We start from the raw sequence: 14254 nt of genomic DNA, 5'->3' as shown, positions 1-14254 counted from the left end.
CTCCGGACGCGACACTTTTTCACTACCGCCAGCAGACCCCTCTGGCCAGCCAGCCCATCGATGAAGCGCGGTTTCTACACGATCATGTCGGCCCAGTTCTTTTCGTCGCTGGCCGACCAAGCGCTTTTCGTTGTTGCCGTCGATCTCATGAGAAGTTCGGGCGCCCCCGAATGGCAACGCGCGGCCCTGGTGCCGATCTTCGCGGTCTTCTACGTGGTGCTCGCGCCGCTGGTGGGCGCGTTCGCGGATGCGCTGCCCAAGGGCAAGGTGATGTTCATCAGCAACGCGATCAAGGTGATCGGCTGCCTGATGATGCTGTTCGGCTCGCACCCGCTGCTGTCGTATTCGATCGTGGGCCTGGGCGCGGCCGCGTACTCGCCGGCCAAGTACGGCATCCTCACCGAGCTGCTGCCGGCCTCCCAGCTGGTCAAGGCCAACGGCTGGATCGAGGGGCTGACCATCGCCTCCATCCTCCTGGGCATCGTGCTCGGCGGCACGCTGGTGGGCCATGCGATCTCCAGCAAGTTGCTGGCCTTCGACTTCCCGCTGATCGACACCGGCATCGATTCGCCGGCCGAAGCCGCGATCTCGGTGCTGATCCTCGTGTACATGCTGGCCGCCTGGTTCAACACGCGCATCCCGCACACCGGCGTCGAGATGCGCCCGCTGCGCTCCAACCCCGAGCACGGCTTCGTGCGAAACATCGCCGCGCTGCTGCCCGACTTCTGGCATTGCAATGCGCGTCTGTGGCGCGATCGCCTCGGCCAGATTTCGCTGGCCACCACCACGCTCTTCTGGGGCGCGGGCGGCAACCTCAAGTACATCGTGCTCGCATGGGCATCACTGGCACTGGGCTACAACACGACGCAGGCTTCGGCCCTCACCGGCGTGGTGACCATCGGCACGGCCGTGGGCGCCATCGTGGCCTCGATGCGCATGCGGCTGGACATGGCCACCCGCGTGATTCCGATGGGCATCGCGATGGGGCTGATGGTCATCTGCATGAACTTCATCGGCAACGTGTGGCTGGCGGTGCCGTTCCTCATCATCCTGGGCGGCCTCGGCGGCTTCCTCGTGGTGCCGATGAATGCGCTCTTGCAGCACCGCGGCCACAACCTGATGGGCGCGGGCCGTTCGATCGCGGTGCAGAACTTCAACGAGCAGGCCTGCATTCTTCTCCTGGGCGGCTTCTACAGCGTGTGCACGGGGCTGGGCCTGTCGGCCTACGGTGCGATCAGCGCCTTCGGGCTGGTGGTGGCGGGCTGCATGTGGCTCATCAAGCGCTGGCATGAGAACAATCTCAAGAAATATCCCGAGGAGGTCGAGCACCTCCTTGCGATCGCCCGCAGCGACAAACATCACTGATCTTTCGCGACTGCGTTGGTGAGACGGCCGGCGCGCCGAAGCCTTCACCTTTCCAACGCCGCCATGCCCGCGCTTGCACTTGTCTTCAACGCCTTCGTCTGGGGCGTTTCGTGGTTTCCCTTCCGCCAGCTCGCCGGCCACGGACTGCACCCGCTGTGGACCACCTGCCTGATCTACCTGGCCATCGCGGTCGTGATGGGCCTTGTGCGCCGGCATGCGTGGAAGGCCTTCGCGGCGTTCCCGATGCTGGTGGCGCTGGGCCTTGCGGCGGGCTTCACCAACGTGGGCTTCAACTGGGCCGCGACGCAGGGCGACGTGGTGCGCGTGGTGCTGCTGTTCTACCTGATGCCGCTGTGGAACGTGCTGCTGGCCTGGCTGCTGCTCGGCGAGCGGCCCACGGGCGGCGCGCTCGCACGGGTCGCGCTGGCACTGACCGGCGTGGTCGTGGTGCTCAAGGCGCCCGGCACCGACTGGCCCGTGCCCTCGAGCCTGCCCGACTGGCTGGGCGTGGTGGCGGGCTTCTGTTTCGCGCTGACGAACATCACGCTGCGCCATCTGCGCGAAGCCCCGGGCGAGTCGCGTGCACTGGCGATGTTCTGCGGCTGCGCCGTGGTGGCCGGCTCCACGGCCCTGATCGGCACCGGCGCCGGCGGCATTGCCTCCCCGCTGCTGGCCACCTCCGGCTGGCTCGGCTGGGCGGTGCTGCTGGGCAGCGGCTTCATCGTGGCCAACGTGTGCCTGCAGTACGGCGCCGCGCGGCTCACGTCGAGCGCGGCCTCGGTGATCATGCTGTCGGAGGTGCTGTTCGCCAGCGTCTCGTCGGTGGCGCTGGGCGCGGCCACCCTGGACGCGCGCATCCTCACGGGCGGCGCGCTGATCGTGGCGGGCGCGGTCTGGTCGGCGTTTGCGCGAACGCCCGTGCGGGGCGATGATCGCGCCTCCAGCGCTTGCGCGACTCACTGAGGACACTCCATGACCAGCGTCTACGACTTCGAGGCCAACCAGATCGACGGCAAGCCGGTGAAGCTCTCCGCCTTCAAGGGCAAGGTGCTGCTGATCGTCAACACGGCGAGCAAATGCGGTTTCACGCCGCAGTTCGCCGGGCTGGAGGCGCTGCACGAGAAGTACGCCGACCAGGGCCTCACGGTGCTGGGCTTTCCGTCGAACCAGTTCGGCTCGCAGGACCCGGGCACCAACGAGGAAATCGGCGCCTTCTGCACCAAGAACTACGGCGTGAGTTTTCCGATGATGGAGAAGATCGACGTCAACGGCAGCAACGCCGCGCCGCTGTACCAGTGGCTCACCAAGGAAAAGCCGGGCCTCCTGGGCCTCACGGCCATCAAGTGGAACTTCACCAAGTTCCTCATCGGGCGCGACGGCACCGTGCTCAAGCGCTACGCGCCGCTCGATACGCCCGCCTCGCTCACGCGCGACGTCGAGGCGGCGCTGGCGGCGGGCTGACGGCTCGCGTCAGAAGCGGAAGCTCGCGGTCTTCGCACCGCCACCCACCGTCACCGTCTGGCTCTTGGCTTCTCCGCCGGGCGCGGTGACGTCAATGGTGTAGCGACCGGCAGGGATGTCGATCAGGCACACCGGCCCGCCGGCACGGAAGGCCATGGCGGCGGACGAGTTGGTGTCGCCGCCCTTGATCGCGACGTCCACGCTGGCCATATAGGCGCCGTCGGCGCGCGCGAACAACAGTGAGAGCGGATGCTTCTTCATGTCCTCGCGAATGGCCTTCGATTCGTCGGAGCCGATGCCGCCGCACATGTAGCGCGTCGCGCCCTCGCCCTGCCATGCAGGCATCCCGGACTGGGCGTGCGCCGCCATGGCACCGGCTGCGCAAGCGCAGGCCAGCAGAACGCGTCGCAGCGGAAGTTGGATAAGGTGGGACATGGCACAGGCTCCTTGCAGGTTCGGTGTCGCGATGATGCGCCGCAAGGGCCCGCCGCGCGAGTCGGACCGCGCCCTGCCCTCGTGTGCGATCAGGCCCTACCCTGCGTGCCCAGCGCGGCGTCCAGCAGCTCCACCCAGTGCCGCACCGGCGTTTCCCCGCTGCCGCTCTGCAGGTGCGTGATGCAGCCGATGTTCGCCGAGGCGATGGTGGTCGGCTGCAGTTGCTTCAGATGCTCGAGCTTGCGGTCGCGCAGCGGGTAAGCCAGCTCAGGTTGCAGCACCGAATACGTGCCCGCCGAGCCGCAGCACAGGTGCGATTCGTTCATGGCCACGCGCACGTCGAAGCCCAGCGCGCGCAGATGCGTCTCGACACCGCCGCGCAGCTTCTGGCCATGCTGCAGCGTGCACGGCGGGTGATAGGCGACCACGCCTTCTGGCGCTCGCACGCGGCCCTTCAACGCGGGCACGAGATCGGGCAGCAGCTCGCTCAGGTCGCGCGTCAGTTCGCTGATGCGCGCCGCCTTCGCGGCATACGCCGCGTCGTGCTGCAGGATGTGGCCGTACTCGCGCACCGTGACGCCGCATCCCGACGCGTTCATCACGATGGCCTCGACTTCATTGCGTTCGACCTGCGGCCACCACGCATCGATGTTGGCGCGCATCTGCGCCTTGCCGCCCTCCTGGTCGTTGAGGTGGAACTTCACCGCGCCGCAGCAGCCCGCTTCCTTCGCGATCACGACCTGGATGCCGGCCGCATCGAGCACGCGCGCGGTGGCGCTGTTGATGTTGGGCATCATCGACGGCTGCACGCAGCCCGCGAGCATCAGCACCTTGCGCGCATGAGTGGCGGTGGGCCACGCGCCAGCTTCCTGTTTCACGGGCACCTTGGCCTTGAGCGCACCGGGCAACAAGCCGCGTACCGATTGCCCGAGCTTCATCGCTGGGCCGAAGAGCGGCGACGGCAGCCCTTCCTTCAACAGCCAGCGCGTGGCCGATTCCATCGCGGGACGCGGCACCTTCTCGTCGACGATCCTGCGGCCGATATCCACGAGGTTGCCGTACTGCACGCCGCTCGGGCAGGTGCTCTCGCAGTTGCGGCAGGTGAGGCACCGGTCCAGGTGCAGCTGCGTGCTGCGCGTCGGCGCCTTGCCTTCGAGCACCTGCTTGATGAGGTAGATGCGTCCGCGCGGGCCGTCGAGCTCGTCGCCCAGCAGCTGGTAGGTCGGGCAGGTGGCGGTGCAGAAGCCGCAGTGCACGCACTTGCGCAGGATGGCTTCGGCTTCGCGACCTTCGTCGGTGTCGCGGAATTCGGGGGCGAGTTCGGTTTGCATCGCGGGGTGTCGTCTCTTGTTATTCGTCTGCGAAAAGCCGGCCGCGGTTGAAGATGCGGTGCGGATCGAACTCGTGCATCAGCGCGCGATGGATGCGGGTCACGGGAGCGCTCAGCGCATCGAAGCGGGGGATGTTCGAGGCTGGCGCCCTGAACAGCGTGGCGTGCCCGCCCGCCGCATGCGCGATCTCGCGGATGCGCGAGGCCTGGTCGGGTGGCGCCTTGTACCAGCGCTGCCCGCCATGCCACTCGATCAGCGGCGCATTGCCGTCGATGGCGAGCACCGGCGCGGTCTGCGACACCGATAGGCGCCAGAGTGCATCCGGTCCGTTCGCGGTGTCGAACCACGGCAACTGCTGATCGCGCAGCGCCTGCCAGTCGGCCGCGGCGCGTGCGTTGTCCTTGCGCTCGCCGCCGAGGTGCGTGCATGCCGCTTCCACGGCCGCAACCGCGCCACGCAGCCGCAGGTAGAGCGCACCGGCACCCGCGTATTCGAACCAGCAACTCGCATTCAGCGGCAGCGGCCGGCCGCCCCATTCATTGAGCAGCCGCAGCGCATCGGCCTGGCTGCAGGCGAACTCGAGCGTGGCCTCGGCCGGCGCGACGGGCAGCACCTTGAGGCTCACCTCGGCGATCACGCCCAGCGTGCCGAGCGATCCCGCCAGCACGCGTGAGACGTCGTAGCCCGCGACGTTCTTCATCACCTGTCCGCCGAAGCTCAGGACATCGCCGCGGCCATTGACCAGCGTGGCGCCGAGCACGTAATCGCGCACCGCGCCCACGCTGGCACGCGCGGGGCCGCTCAAGCCGGCGGCAACCATACCGCCCACCGTGCCGTCGCTTCCGAAGTGCGGCGGCTCGAAGGGCAGGCACTGCCCCTTCTCGGCCAATGCGGCTTCGAGTTCAGCGAGCGGCGTGCCGGCACGCACGGTGACGACCAGTTCGCTCGGCTCGTAACTTGTGATGCCCTGCAGCGCGGTGGTGTCGAGGGTGTCGCCTTGCAGCGCCTCGCCGTAGAAATCCTTGGTGCCGCCGCCGCGAATGCAAAGCGGCGTGGCATCGGCTGTTGCGGCGCGGATGCGCTCGACGATCTGATTGAGGGCTGAATCCATGGTCTCTTTTTTTGTTGTTGTCGCTCTCAGAAGCGCGGCAGATCGGGATGCGGCAGCCTGCCGCCGCGCACCACCTGCTTGCCGTACTCGGCGCAGCGCTGCAGCGTCGGAATCACCTTGCCGGGGTTCAGCAGCCCGGCCGGATCGAACGCGCGCTTCACGCCGAACATCTGCTCGTTCTCGCCGGCGGTGAACTGCACGCACATGCTGTTGAGCTTCTCCACGCCCACGCCGTGCTCGCCCGACACCGTGCCGCCCATCGCGACGCTGGTCTCCAGGATGTCGGCGCCGAAGAGCTCGCAGCGGTGCAGCTCGTCGGGGTCGTTCGCATCGAACAGCACCAGCGGATGCAGGTTGCCGTCGCCGGCATGGAACACGTTGCAGCAGCGCAGGTTGTATTTCTTCTCCATCTCCTGGATCGCGAGCAGGATGTCCGCCAGGCGCTTGCGCGGGATGGTCGAGTCGAGGCACATGTAGTCGGGGCTGATGCGGCCCGACGCCGGGAAGGCGTTCTTGCGGCCGCTCCAGAATTTCATGCGCTCGTCTTCGCTGTTGCTCACCGCGATCGCGGTGGCGCCGCAGCCGCGCAGCACGGCGGTCATGCGGCCGATTTCCTCTTCCACTTCTTCAGGCGTGCCGTCGGATTCGCACAGCAGGATCGCCGCGGCATCGAGGTCGTAGCCCGCACGCACGAAGTCCTCGACGGCGGCGGTCATGGGCTTGTCCATCATCTCGAGCCCTGCGGGAATGATGCCGGCTGCGATCACCGCTGCGACTGCATCGCCAGCCTTTCGCACGTCGTCGAAGCTGGCCATGATGCAGCGCGCGAGCTGCGGCTTGGGCACGAGCTTGACGGTGACCTCGGTGGTCACGGCCAGCATGCCTTCGCTGCCGATGACCAGCGCGAGCAGGTCGAGCCCCGGCGCATCGAGCGCCTCGCCGCCGAATTCGATGGCATCGCCCTCGGCAGTGAAGCCGCGCACGCGCAGCACGTTGTGCAGCGTGAGCCCGTACTTCAGGCAATGCACGCCGCCCGAGTTCTCGGCCACGTTGCCGCCGATGGTGCAGGCGATCTGGCTCGACGGGTCGGGCGCGTAGTAGAGGTTGAAGGGTGCGGCGGCCTCGCTGATCGCCAGGTTGCGCACGCCGCACTGCACGACCGCCGTGCGGCTCACCGGATCGATCTTCAGGATGCGGTTGAACTTGGCCAGGGAGAGCGTTACGCCCAGCGCATGCGGCATCGCGCCGCCCGAGAGCCCGGTGCCTGCGCCGCGCGCCACCACGGGCACACCCAGCTGATGGCAGGTCCTGAGCACGGCGGCGACCTGCGCCTCGGTCTCGGGCAGGGCCACGACGAGCGGCCGCTGGCGATAAGCGGTGAGGCCGTCGCACTCGTAGGGCGTGGTGTCTTCGGCGTGCCAGATGAGGGCATGCGCGGGCAGGTGCGCTTGCAGCGCGCGCACCACCTGCGACTGGCGCTCCGTTTTCTGTAGCGAATCTTGCTGAACGGCAGTGATCGGCGCATTCATGCGGCGGGCCTCTTGTCTTTTTGGCGAATGTCTCGGGGGTACCGCACTCTACGGAAATGCAGCGGCGCCGGGTTGATGCTTTTTTGCGCGGCGCTTGAGAGAACTTTGCCGCCGGACCCGGCCGGTCAGCGCAGGCTCTGCGCGAGCCAGTCGACGAAGGCCGCGCATTCCCAGCGCTCGAGCGTGCCGGGCTGCCAGCAGATGGTGTGCCGGTGCGGCGACGGCACAGCCCGGTCGGAGAGCGCCACCAGCCGGCCCGACTCAAACCATGCGGCGCCCATCTTCTGGCGCACCAGCGCCACGCCGAAGCCGCTCGCGGCCGCGTCGTAGACGAGCCCCAAGTCGTTGAACTGCGAGCCGACGTGCGGCTCGGGCTGGTCGATGCCGCAGTGCGCGAACCAGGTGCCCCAAGGTTCGAGCGGGCTGCGGATGAGCCGCGCGCTCGCGATCTCGGCGGCGGTGCGGAATCCGTCGAACGGGCCGAACTCGTTCAGGTAGCTGGGGCTGCAGGCGGGCACCACTTCTTCTTCGAGCAGCAGGCGGTGTTCGCAGTCGGCATAGGCGCCGGTGCCGTAGCGCACTTCGAGGTCGGCCTGTTCGGCGGTCACGTCGAGCAGCGGGATCGATACCTGCAGCACGAGTTCGATGTCCGGGTAGATGTTGCGGAACAGCTCAAGCCGGGGCATCAGGAACTGACGGCTGAAAGTAGGCGTGACGGCAATGCGCAGGCGCGTGGCGCGCGGCGCTGCGTTGGCGAGCGGCGTGGCCTGCAGCGCGGCGAGGCCGGTGCGCACGTTCGCCAGATAAGCAGCGCCGTCGGCCGTCAGGCTGAAGTCGCTGCGGCCGAAGAGCTTGAAGCCGACGTGCGCTTCGAGCTGGCGGATGCGGTGGCTGACTGCGCTGGGGGTGACGCACAGCTCCTCGGCTGCACGGCCGGCGTGCCGCAGGCGTGCCACGGCCTCGAAAGTCAGCAGGCACTGGATGGGCGGGATGTGCTGGAGGGCCATCTGGTTCTTACCCTCCCGGCTTCTGTTCACGGCGAGTGCGCAGGCCACCGATCAACGAGCGCTCCGAGCAACGCTGCACGCACTCAGTCCTCGAAGAAATTGACGGGCAGGCCCGGCGTATCGACGCGCATCGAGATCACCGTGCCCGATGCGGGAAGCCGTTCGATCTCCGCCGCAGGCCGCCCTTTGCGGCCGCTGGTGACGAAGAGCGTCTTCAGATCGTCGCCGCCGAAGCACGGCATCGTCGGGCATTGAACGGGCACAGGCACCGACGCCACGATGTCCCCGGACGGCGCGAAGCGCAACAGCTGCGCGCCTTCGAACATCGCGACCCAGTAGTGGCCGTCTGCATCGACCGTCGCGCCGTCGGGGCGGCCTTCGTAGCGAACGGGCGAGTCGGGCGTCCAGCCTTCGGGCTTGGCGTCGAACTGGTGGAACACGCGGGCATGCGAGAGCGCGTTGGCCTCGGCGTCCCAGTCCCATGCGCAGACCACGTGCGCGGCAGTGTCGGCCCAGTAGAGGGTTCGTGCGTCGGGGGAGAAAGCGAGGCCGTTGGCGGTGGTGGACTCGTTGGCCATCTGCGTGAGCGTGGGCGCGATGTCGGTGCCGGGGCGCGCATCGAAGCAGTAGAGCGCGGCGTTGGCGCTGTCTTTCGCCTCGTTGAGCGAACCGCCCCAGAAGCGGCCGAGCGGGTCGCATTTGCCGTCGTTGAAGCGCATGGTGCGCACGTCGTGCTCCACGCGCGCCATCGCGACCAGCTCGCCGCCCCATTCGCGCGCGCGGTAGATACCGTCGCGCAGCGCGATCACGAGGCCGCCGCTTCGGGCCGGTGCCATGCACCCGGGTTCGGTGGAGAGCGCCCATCGCTCGACCGTGGCGGATGGCGTCCCGATGTCGCCGCGCGTTCGCAACACGGCGCGGCCCGGGATGTCGAGCCAATAGAGGGCGCGTTCTTCAGGGTGCCAGAACGGCGATTCGCCGAGCGCGCAGAGGCTGTCTTCGAGGGAGGTCCACATGGTGTGGCGATTGTGCCCCTCGCGATGGCGGCGACGGGCAAAAAAAAGCCCGCTGGCGCCGAAGCGCTCGCGGGCTGAACATCCAAAGGAGACCTCGCTTGAAAAACTCGTGACGAAGAATTGTTCTTGTGAAGAAAAAGGATGGTGGTCATCCGGCTGGGGAGCCCCGGAAGGCTCCCCAGTGGCCGATCAACGGTTGTAGGCGGTTTCGCCGTGGGCGGAGATGTCGAGGCCTTCCCGCTCTTCTTCTTCCGACACACGCAGGCCGATGGTGAGGTCGGCGATCTTGTAGGCGATGAAGGACACCACGCCCGACCAGACGATGGTCAGCAGCACGCCCTTCAACTGGATCCAGACCTGGGCACCGATGCCGTTCGAGACGACGCTGGCCGTGACCCAGTCGCCCACGAGGCCGGGGCCGCCGAGCGCCTGGGTGTTGAACACGCCGGTGAGCAGCGCGCCGACGATACCGCCGACACCGTGCACGCCGAACACGTCGAGCGAGTCGTCCGCACCGAGCAGCTTCTTGAGGCCGTTGACGCCCCAGAGGCAGGCGAAGCCGGCGACGAAGCCGATCACGAGGGCGCCCATCAGGCCGACGTTGCCGGCGGCCGGGGTGATGGCCACGAGGCCTGCAACGGCGCCCGAGGCGGCACCCAGCATCGAGGCCTTGCCGCGCATCAGCGCTTCACCGATGCACCATGCGAGCACGGCGGCGGCGGTGGCAGAGAAGGTGTTCATGAAGGCGAGCACGGCGCTGGTGCCGGCTTCCAGGGCCGAACCTGCGTTGAAGCCGAACCAGCCGACCCACAGCAGCGAAGCACCGACCATGGTGAGCGTGAGCGAGTGCGGCGTGAAGGCTTCCTTGCCGTAGCCCACGCGCTTGCCGATCACGAAGGCACCCACGAGGCCGGCGACGGCTGCGTTGATGTGCACCACGGTGCCGCCTGCGAAGTCGAGCGCGCCCCACTGCCAGATCAGGCCGGCCTTGGCGTTGTTGGCGTCCACCACGTTGGCGGCGGTGTAGGCGTCGGGGCCCATCCAGAACCAGACCATGTGGGCCAGCGGCGCATAGCTGAAGGTGAACCAGATCACCATGAACAGCAGCACGGCCGAGAACTTGGCGCGTTCTGCAAAGGCACCCACGATCAGGCAGCAGGTGATGCCGGCGAACGTGGCCTGGAAGGCGGCGAACAGCAGTTCGGGGATGTAGACGCCCTTGCTGAAGGTGGCACCGGGTGCGAACACGCCGGTGGCCGGATCGAAGATCCCCTTCATGAAGAGCCGGTCGAATCCGCCGAAGAAGGCGTTCCCCTCGGTGAAGGCGATGCTGTAGCCATAGATGAGCCACAGCACCACGATCAGCGAGAAGGTGACCATCACCTGCATCAGCACCGACAGCATGTTCTTGCTGCGGACCAGGCCGCCATAGAACAGCGCGAGGCCGGGGATGGTCATCATGATGACGAGCAGCGTGGACAGCATCATCCAGCTGGTGTCGCCCTTGTTGAAGGACGGCGCGGGAGCGGCAGCAGGTGCGGCTTCGGCCGCGGCGGGTGCAGCTGCTGCGGCGGCAGGTGCTGCAGCAGCGGGAGCGGCCGCGGGTGCTGCGGCAGCCGGCGCGGAGGCGGCGGGCGCTTCAGCAGGCGCGGCGGGCGTCTGTGCGAAGCCGGTCGTGCCGGCGGCGAGAACGCTCAGGCCGAGCGCAAGAGAGACAAGCAGTTTTTTCATAGTCGTTGTTCTTTCGGGCCAGACTCGATCAGAGGGCTTCGCGGCCCGTTTCGCCGGTGCGGATGCGTACGACCTGCTCGAGGTTGTAGACAAAGATTTTTCCGTCGCCGATCTTGCCGGTGCGGGCGGCACCTTCGACGGCTTCGATCACGCGATCGACCAGGTCGTCGGAGACGGCCGCTTCGATCTTGACCTTGGGCAGGAAGTCGACCACGTACTCCGCGCCGCGGTAGAGCTCGGTGTGGCCCTTCTGGCGCCCGAAGCCCTTCACCTCTGTGACGGTGATCCCCTGCACGCCGATCGCCGACAGTGCTTCACGCACTTCGTCGAGCTTGAACGGTTTGATGATGGCTGTGACCAGCTTCATGTGAACTTCTCCTTTGGATGGAAATGGAATGGTGCGGCAGCTTGGGCCGCACCTCGTTGTTCTGTTTAGAGCGTCTTCGTCAGCGTGAGGATGAAGCGTGCCTTGTTCGGCGAGTAGACCTGCTGCGTGGTGAAGAAGCCGAAGTCGTACACCGGGCCGGCCGCGACGTTGTACGCGGTCTTCTTGTTCGCGCCTTGCACGGAACCGGTCAACGACAGGCCATTGCCGAAGTCGTACGACGCGCCGACGTTGTAGTCGACATAGCTCTTGTAGCCCAGGCTGCGGATGTCACTGGACATGTTGGTGAAGCCGACGGCCGCCTTCAGCGTGACCTTGGGCACGATTTCCTTGCTGTACGACAGGTTCAGGTAGCCGGTGTTCTGGCCCTTCAGGCCCGAGCCGAGCTTGTTGCCGGCATAGCCGAAGTAGTCCTTGGAGACCGTGTGCGAGTACTTGGCGGTGAACGAGCCGAAGGTTTCGTTGGCGTAGGTGGCGCCCAGGTAGAGCTCGGTGGTGTTGCCCACGGAGTTGCCGGGGTAGATGTAGGTGAGCGCACCGACGTCCATGTCGATCGGGCCGGCCTTGAATTTGTAGCCGCCGTACAGGTCCATCTCGATGCTGTTGCCCTTGAGCCAGTTGACGCTCGAGTTCCAGCTGCCCACGTAGAAACCGCTGTCGCCGAAGGCGTAGTCCAGGCCGCCCTGGATGGCGGGCTTGAAGCCCTTGGTCTTGGCGTAGTCGTTGCGGCCGATCATGTCCTGGTCCTGGCCGCGGAACTTGTAGTTGGTGGTCAGCGAGATGTTGCCGGTCAGCGATGGCGCCGGGGCGGGTGCCGGATCCGCCGGAGCTGTCTGCGCCAGGGCGGCGCCCGACGTGGTCAATGCAGTGGCCAGAACGATCAGCGCCTGAACGGCGGAACGGTGCGTCATCGGGAAACTCCTCGCAAGTAAGTAAGTGTTGTGGGACCTGACACGCTCAAAGCAGGGAGCGTGCCAAAGTGCACGAATGCGGTCGTCCGAGAGGGAAGAAGCGGCCGCCGATGAGCGCCAATTCGTTACAAGGAATGTTTCGATCGGTTGCAGGCACCAGCGTGCCGCGCGACCGTGGGCCAATGAAAGATGGACGCACCATCTTGGGGAGAGGGAGAGAAATGAGTCTGTCTTTGGTGCAAAGCCGAGCTTTGCTAGGGCTGGAAGCGGCCGATGTCACGGTCGAGGTGCATCTGGCGAATGGTTTGCCCAGTTTCACGCTGGTCGGGCTGGCGGAGACCGAGGTGAAGGAATCGCGCGATCGCGTGCGCTCGGCCATCCAGAACGCGGGGCTGGAGTTTCCGAACAATAAAAAGATCGTGGTCAGCCTCGCGCCGGCCGACCTGCCGAAGGATTCCGGCCGCTTCGACCTGCCGATTGCGCTGGGGATCCTCGCAGCCAGCGAACAGATCCAGGGCGCGCGGCTGGCCGGGCACGAGTTCGCGGGCGAGTTGTCGTTGTCGGGCGAACTGCGGCCGGTGCGCGGTGCGCTGGCCATGGCGCTGGCCCTGCACACCCGGGGTGTCGCGACGAAGCTGGTGCTGCCGATGGACAGCGCGCAAGAAGCCGCGCTGGTGCCCGGCGGCGAGGTGTATGGCGCGAGGCACCTGCTCGATGTGGTGCAGCAATTCATTCCCGAGGACGACGACAGGGCCGCGGCACCCGAGCCGCCCGACGACGGCTGGGCGCGGATCCAGGTCACACCGGCCATCGCCGCAGCGCCGTATGCCGACCTGGCCGAGGTCAAGGGCCACGCCGGCGCCAAGCGCGCGCTCGAGATCGCCGCGGCCGGCGGCCACAGCCTGTTGATGGTGGGCGAGCCGGGCTCGGGCAAGTCGATGCTCGCGCAGCGCTTTGCTGGCCTGCTGCCGGCGATGAGCATCGACGAAGCCCTGGAAAGCGCCGCCGTGGCCAGCCTGGGCGGGCGTTTCGCGACGGAGCGGTGGATGTGCAGGCCGACGTCCGCGCCGCATCACACCTCCAGCGCGGTGGCGCTGGTGGGTGGTGGTTCGCCGCCCCGACCGGGCGAGATTTCAAGAGCCCACCACGGCGTGCTCTTCCTCGATGAATTTCCCGAGTTCGCGCGATCTGCACTGGAGGCGCTGCGCGAACCGCTGGAGACCGGCACGATCACGATCGCCCGTGCCGCACGTCGCGCCGAGTTTCCCGCGCGCTTTCAGTTGATCGCGGCGATGAACCCCTGTCCTTGCGGCTACCTCGGCTCGTCGCTGAAGTCCTGCCGCTGCACGCCGGACCAGGTCTCGCGCTACCAGGGCAAGCTCAGCGGGCCGCTGCTGGACCGCATCGACCTGCACATCGAAGTGCCCGCCGTGTCGGCGCAGCAACTGCTCGATTCACCCCCGGGCGAGTCGACCGAGAGCATCCGCAGCCGCGTGGTGGCGGCACGCGAACGCGCGATGCGGCGCCAGGGCCACGCCAACCAGAACCTGCAGGGCAGCGCCATCGACAAGTACGCGGCGCTGGACGCCACTGCCCTCAAGTTCATCTACAACGCCGCCGCCAAGCTCGGCTGGTCGGCGCGCAGCACGCACCGTGCGCTGAAGGTGGCGCGCACGATTGCCGACCTGGCTGCGTCGGAGACGGTGCAGGTAGTGCATGTGGCGGAGGCGGTGCAGTACCGAAGGGGGTTGCACGGCGCTGCGTGAAGCGTTTGCGCAGCCGATCGACGGCCGTCATCGGCAATCCTCATTTTCCTCAGTGTTGGGTCCACCGATTTCACAATCTTGTTGGAGATTTTTGTGACTTATTTCGCGAATCAGAAGTGCTGAGGCATTTTTTCCGCTGCCCCGCCCTAAACGATTCGAGGGTTCCCTGGATGTATTGCCCAGCGGACTGCAGTACCCGTGCCCGG

At 67.0% G+C, this 14254-nt stretch carries 13 protein-coding genes; 4 read left to right on the top strand and 9 right to left on the bottom strand.

Annotation, left to right across the window (positions count from 1 at the left end):
• Window positions 1–60 precede the first annotated feature (60 nt).
• From lplT to GNX71_RS01310, 3 genes are all read left to right on the top strand, one after another.
• The gene (lplT, locus tag GNX71_RS01320; RefSeq protein WP_206176655.1) at window positions 61–1365 is read left to right on the top strand and encodes a lysophospholipid transporter LplT; all 1305 of its coding nucleotides are present in this window, start codon (window positions 61–63) and stop codon (window positions 1363–1365) included.
• Between the two features lie 63 nt (window positions 1366–1428).
• Window positions 1429–2328, top strand: coding sequence for a DMT family transporter (locus GNX71_RS01315; RefSeq protein ID WP_206176654.1), 900 nt, complete (start codon window positions 1429–1431; stop codon window positions 2326–2328).
• Window positions 2329–2337: 9 nt separating this feature from the next.
• Window positions 2338–2826: a glutathione peroxidase gene (locus GNX71_RS01310; protein WP_206176653.1), complete on the top strand. Its 489-nt coding sequence runs from the start codon at window positions 2338–2340 to the stop codon at window positions 2824–2826.
• A 9-nt stretch (window positions 2827–2835) separates the two neighbouring features.
• On the opposite strand, the gene GNX71_RS01305 is transcribed toward GNX71_RS01310, so the two are convergent.
• The 9 genes from GNX71_RS01305 to GNX71_RS01265 form a co-directional block, all read right to left on the bottom strand.
• Complete coding sequence (locus tag GNX71_RS01305) at window positions 2836–3261, bottom strand: carboxypeptidase-like regulatory domain-containing protein (protein WP_206176652.1); 426 nt, start codon at window positions 3259–3261, stop codon at window positions 2836–2838.
• Between the two features lie 89 nt (window positions 3262–3350).
• A complete protein-coding gene (glcF, locus tag GNX71_RS01300; protein WP_206176651.1) occupies window positions 3351–4592 on the bottom strand; it encodes a glycolate oxidase subunit GlcF in 1242 nt (413 codons plus the stop codon).
• Between the two features lie 19 nt (window positions 4593–4611).
• Window positions 4612–5703, bottom strand: coding sequence for a glycolate oxidase subunit GlcE (gene glcE, locus GNX71_RS01295; protein ID WP_206176650.1), 1092 nt, complete (start codon window positions 5701–5703; stop codon window positions 4612–4614).
• A 26-nt stretch (window positions 5704–5729) separates the two neighbouring features.
• Window positions 5730–7232: an FAD-linked oxidase C-terminal domain-containing protein gene (locus GNX71_RS01290; protein ID WP_206176649.1), complete on the bottom strand. Its 1503-nt coding sequence runs from the start codon at window positions 7230–7232 to the stop codon at window positions 5730–5732.
• Between the two features lie 125 nt (window positions 7233–7357).
• Window positions 7358–8239, bottom strand: a complete 882-nt coding sequence (locus tag GNX71_RS01285; protein WP_206176648.1) for a LysR substrate-binding domain-containing protein — start codon at window positions 8237–8239, stop codon at window positions 7358–7360.
• Window positions 8240–8322: 83 nt separating this feature from the next.
• Entirely contained in the window at window positions 8323–9255 is a 933-nt protein-coding gene (locus GNX71_RS01280) for an SMP-30/gluconolactonase/LRE family protein (RefSeq protein WP_206176647.1), read from the bottom strand.
• A 189-nt stretch (window positions 9256–9444) separates the two neighbouring features.
• A complete protein-coding gene (gene amt / locus GNX71_RS01275; RefSeq protein WP_206176646.1) occupies window positions 9445–10986 on the bottom strand; it encodes an ammonium transporter in 1542 nt (513 codons plus the stop codon).
• A gap of 28 nt (window positions 10987–11014) precedes the next feature.
• Window positions 11015–11353 (bottom strand): P-II family nitrogen regulator, encoded by a 339-nt coding sequence (glnK, locus tag GNX71_RS01270; RefSeq protein WP_007833403.1) that lies wholly within the window; start codon window positions 11351–11353, stop codon window positions 11015–11017.
• A 65-nt stretch (window positions 11354–11418) separates the two neighbouring features.
• Window positions 11419–12282 (bottom strand): TorF family putative porin, encoded by an 864-nt coding sequence (locus GNX71_RS01265; protein WP_206176645.1) that lies wholly within the window; start codon window positions 12280–12282, stop codon window positions 11419–11421.
• A gap of 221 nt (window positions 12283–12503) precedes the next feature.
• Here GNX71_RS01265 and GNX71_RS01260 point away from each other — a divergent pair, with 221 nt between their 5' ends.
• Window positions 12504–14048: a YifB family Mg chelatase-like AAA ATPase gene (locus GNX71_RS01260; RefSeq protein WP_206176644.1), complete on the top strand. Its 1545-nt coding sequence runs from the start codon at window positions 12504–12506 to the stop codon at window positions 14046–14048.
• Window positions 14049–14254: the final 206 nt, after the last annotated feature.

It is taken from the genome of Variovorax sp. RKNM96 (genome assembly GCF_017161115.1).
Classification (GTDB): domain Bacteria; phylum Pseudomonadota; class Gammaproteobacteria; order Burkholderiales; family Burkholderiaceae_C; genus Variovorax.
Note: the sequence above shows the minus strand (reverse complement) of the source record. Positions and strands in the feature narration are given on the sequence as shown.

What these genes read in the sequence shown, in the direction of transcription:
- lplT (WP_206176655.1), top strand. Translation starts at nt 61, where the DNA reads ATGAAGCGCGGTTTCTACACGATCATGTCGGCCCAGTTCTTTTCGTCG.
- GNX71_RS01315 (WP_206176654.1), top strand. Translation starts at nt 1,429, where the DNA reads ATGCCCGCGCTTGCACTTGTCTTCAACGCCTTCGTCTGGGGCGTTTCG.
- GNX71_RS01310 (WP_206176653.1), top strand. Translation starts at nt 2,338, where the DNA reads ATGACCAGCGTCTACGACTTCGAGGCCAACCAGATCGACGGCAAGCCG.
- GNX71_RS01305 (WP_206176652.1), bottom strand. Translation starts at nt 3,261, where the DNA reads ATGTCCCACCTTATCCAACTTCCGCTGCGACGCGTTCTGCTGGCCTGC.
- glcF (WP_206176651.1), bottom strand. Translation starts at nt 4,592, where the DNA reads ATGCAAACCGAACTCGCCCCCGAATTCCGCGACACCGACGAAGGTCGC.
- glcE (WP_206176650.1), bottom strand. Translation starts at nt 5,703, where the DNA reads ATGGATTCAGCCCTCAATCAGATCGTCGAGCGCATCCGCGCCGCAACA.
- GNX71_RS01290 (WP_206176649.1), bottom strand. Translation starts at nt 7,232, where the DNA reads ATGAATGCGCCGATCACTGCCGTTCAGCAAGATTCGCTACAGAAAACG.
- GNX71_RS01285 (WP_206176648.1), bottom strand. Translation starts at nt 8,239, where the DNA reads ATGGCCCTCCAGCACATCCCGCCCATCCAGTGCCTGCTGACTTTCGAG.
- GNX71_RS01280 (WP_206176647.1), bottom strand. Translation starts at nt 9,255, where the DNA reads ATGTGGACCTCCCTCGAAGACAGCCTCTGCGCGCTCGGCGAATCGCCG.
- amt (WP_206176646.1), bottom strand. Translation starts at nt 10,986, where the DNA reads ATGAAAAAACTGCTTGTCTCTCTTGCGCTCGGCCTGAGCGTTCTCGCC.
- glnK (WP_007833403.1), bottom strand. Translation starts at nt 11,353, where the DNA reads ATGAAGCTGGTCACAGCCATCATCAAACCGTTCAAGCTCGACGAAGTG.
- GNX71_RS01265 (WP_206176645.1), bottom strand. Translation starts at nt 12,282, where the DNA reads ATGACGCACCGTTCCGCCGTTCAGGCGCTGATCGTTCTGGCCACTGCA.
- GNX71_RS01260 (WP_206176644.1), top strand. Translation starts at nt 12,504, where the DNA reads ATGAGTCTGTCTTTGGTGCAAAGCCGAGCTTTGCTAGGGCTGGAAGCG.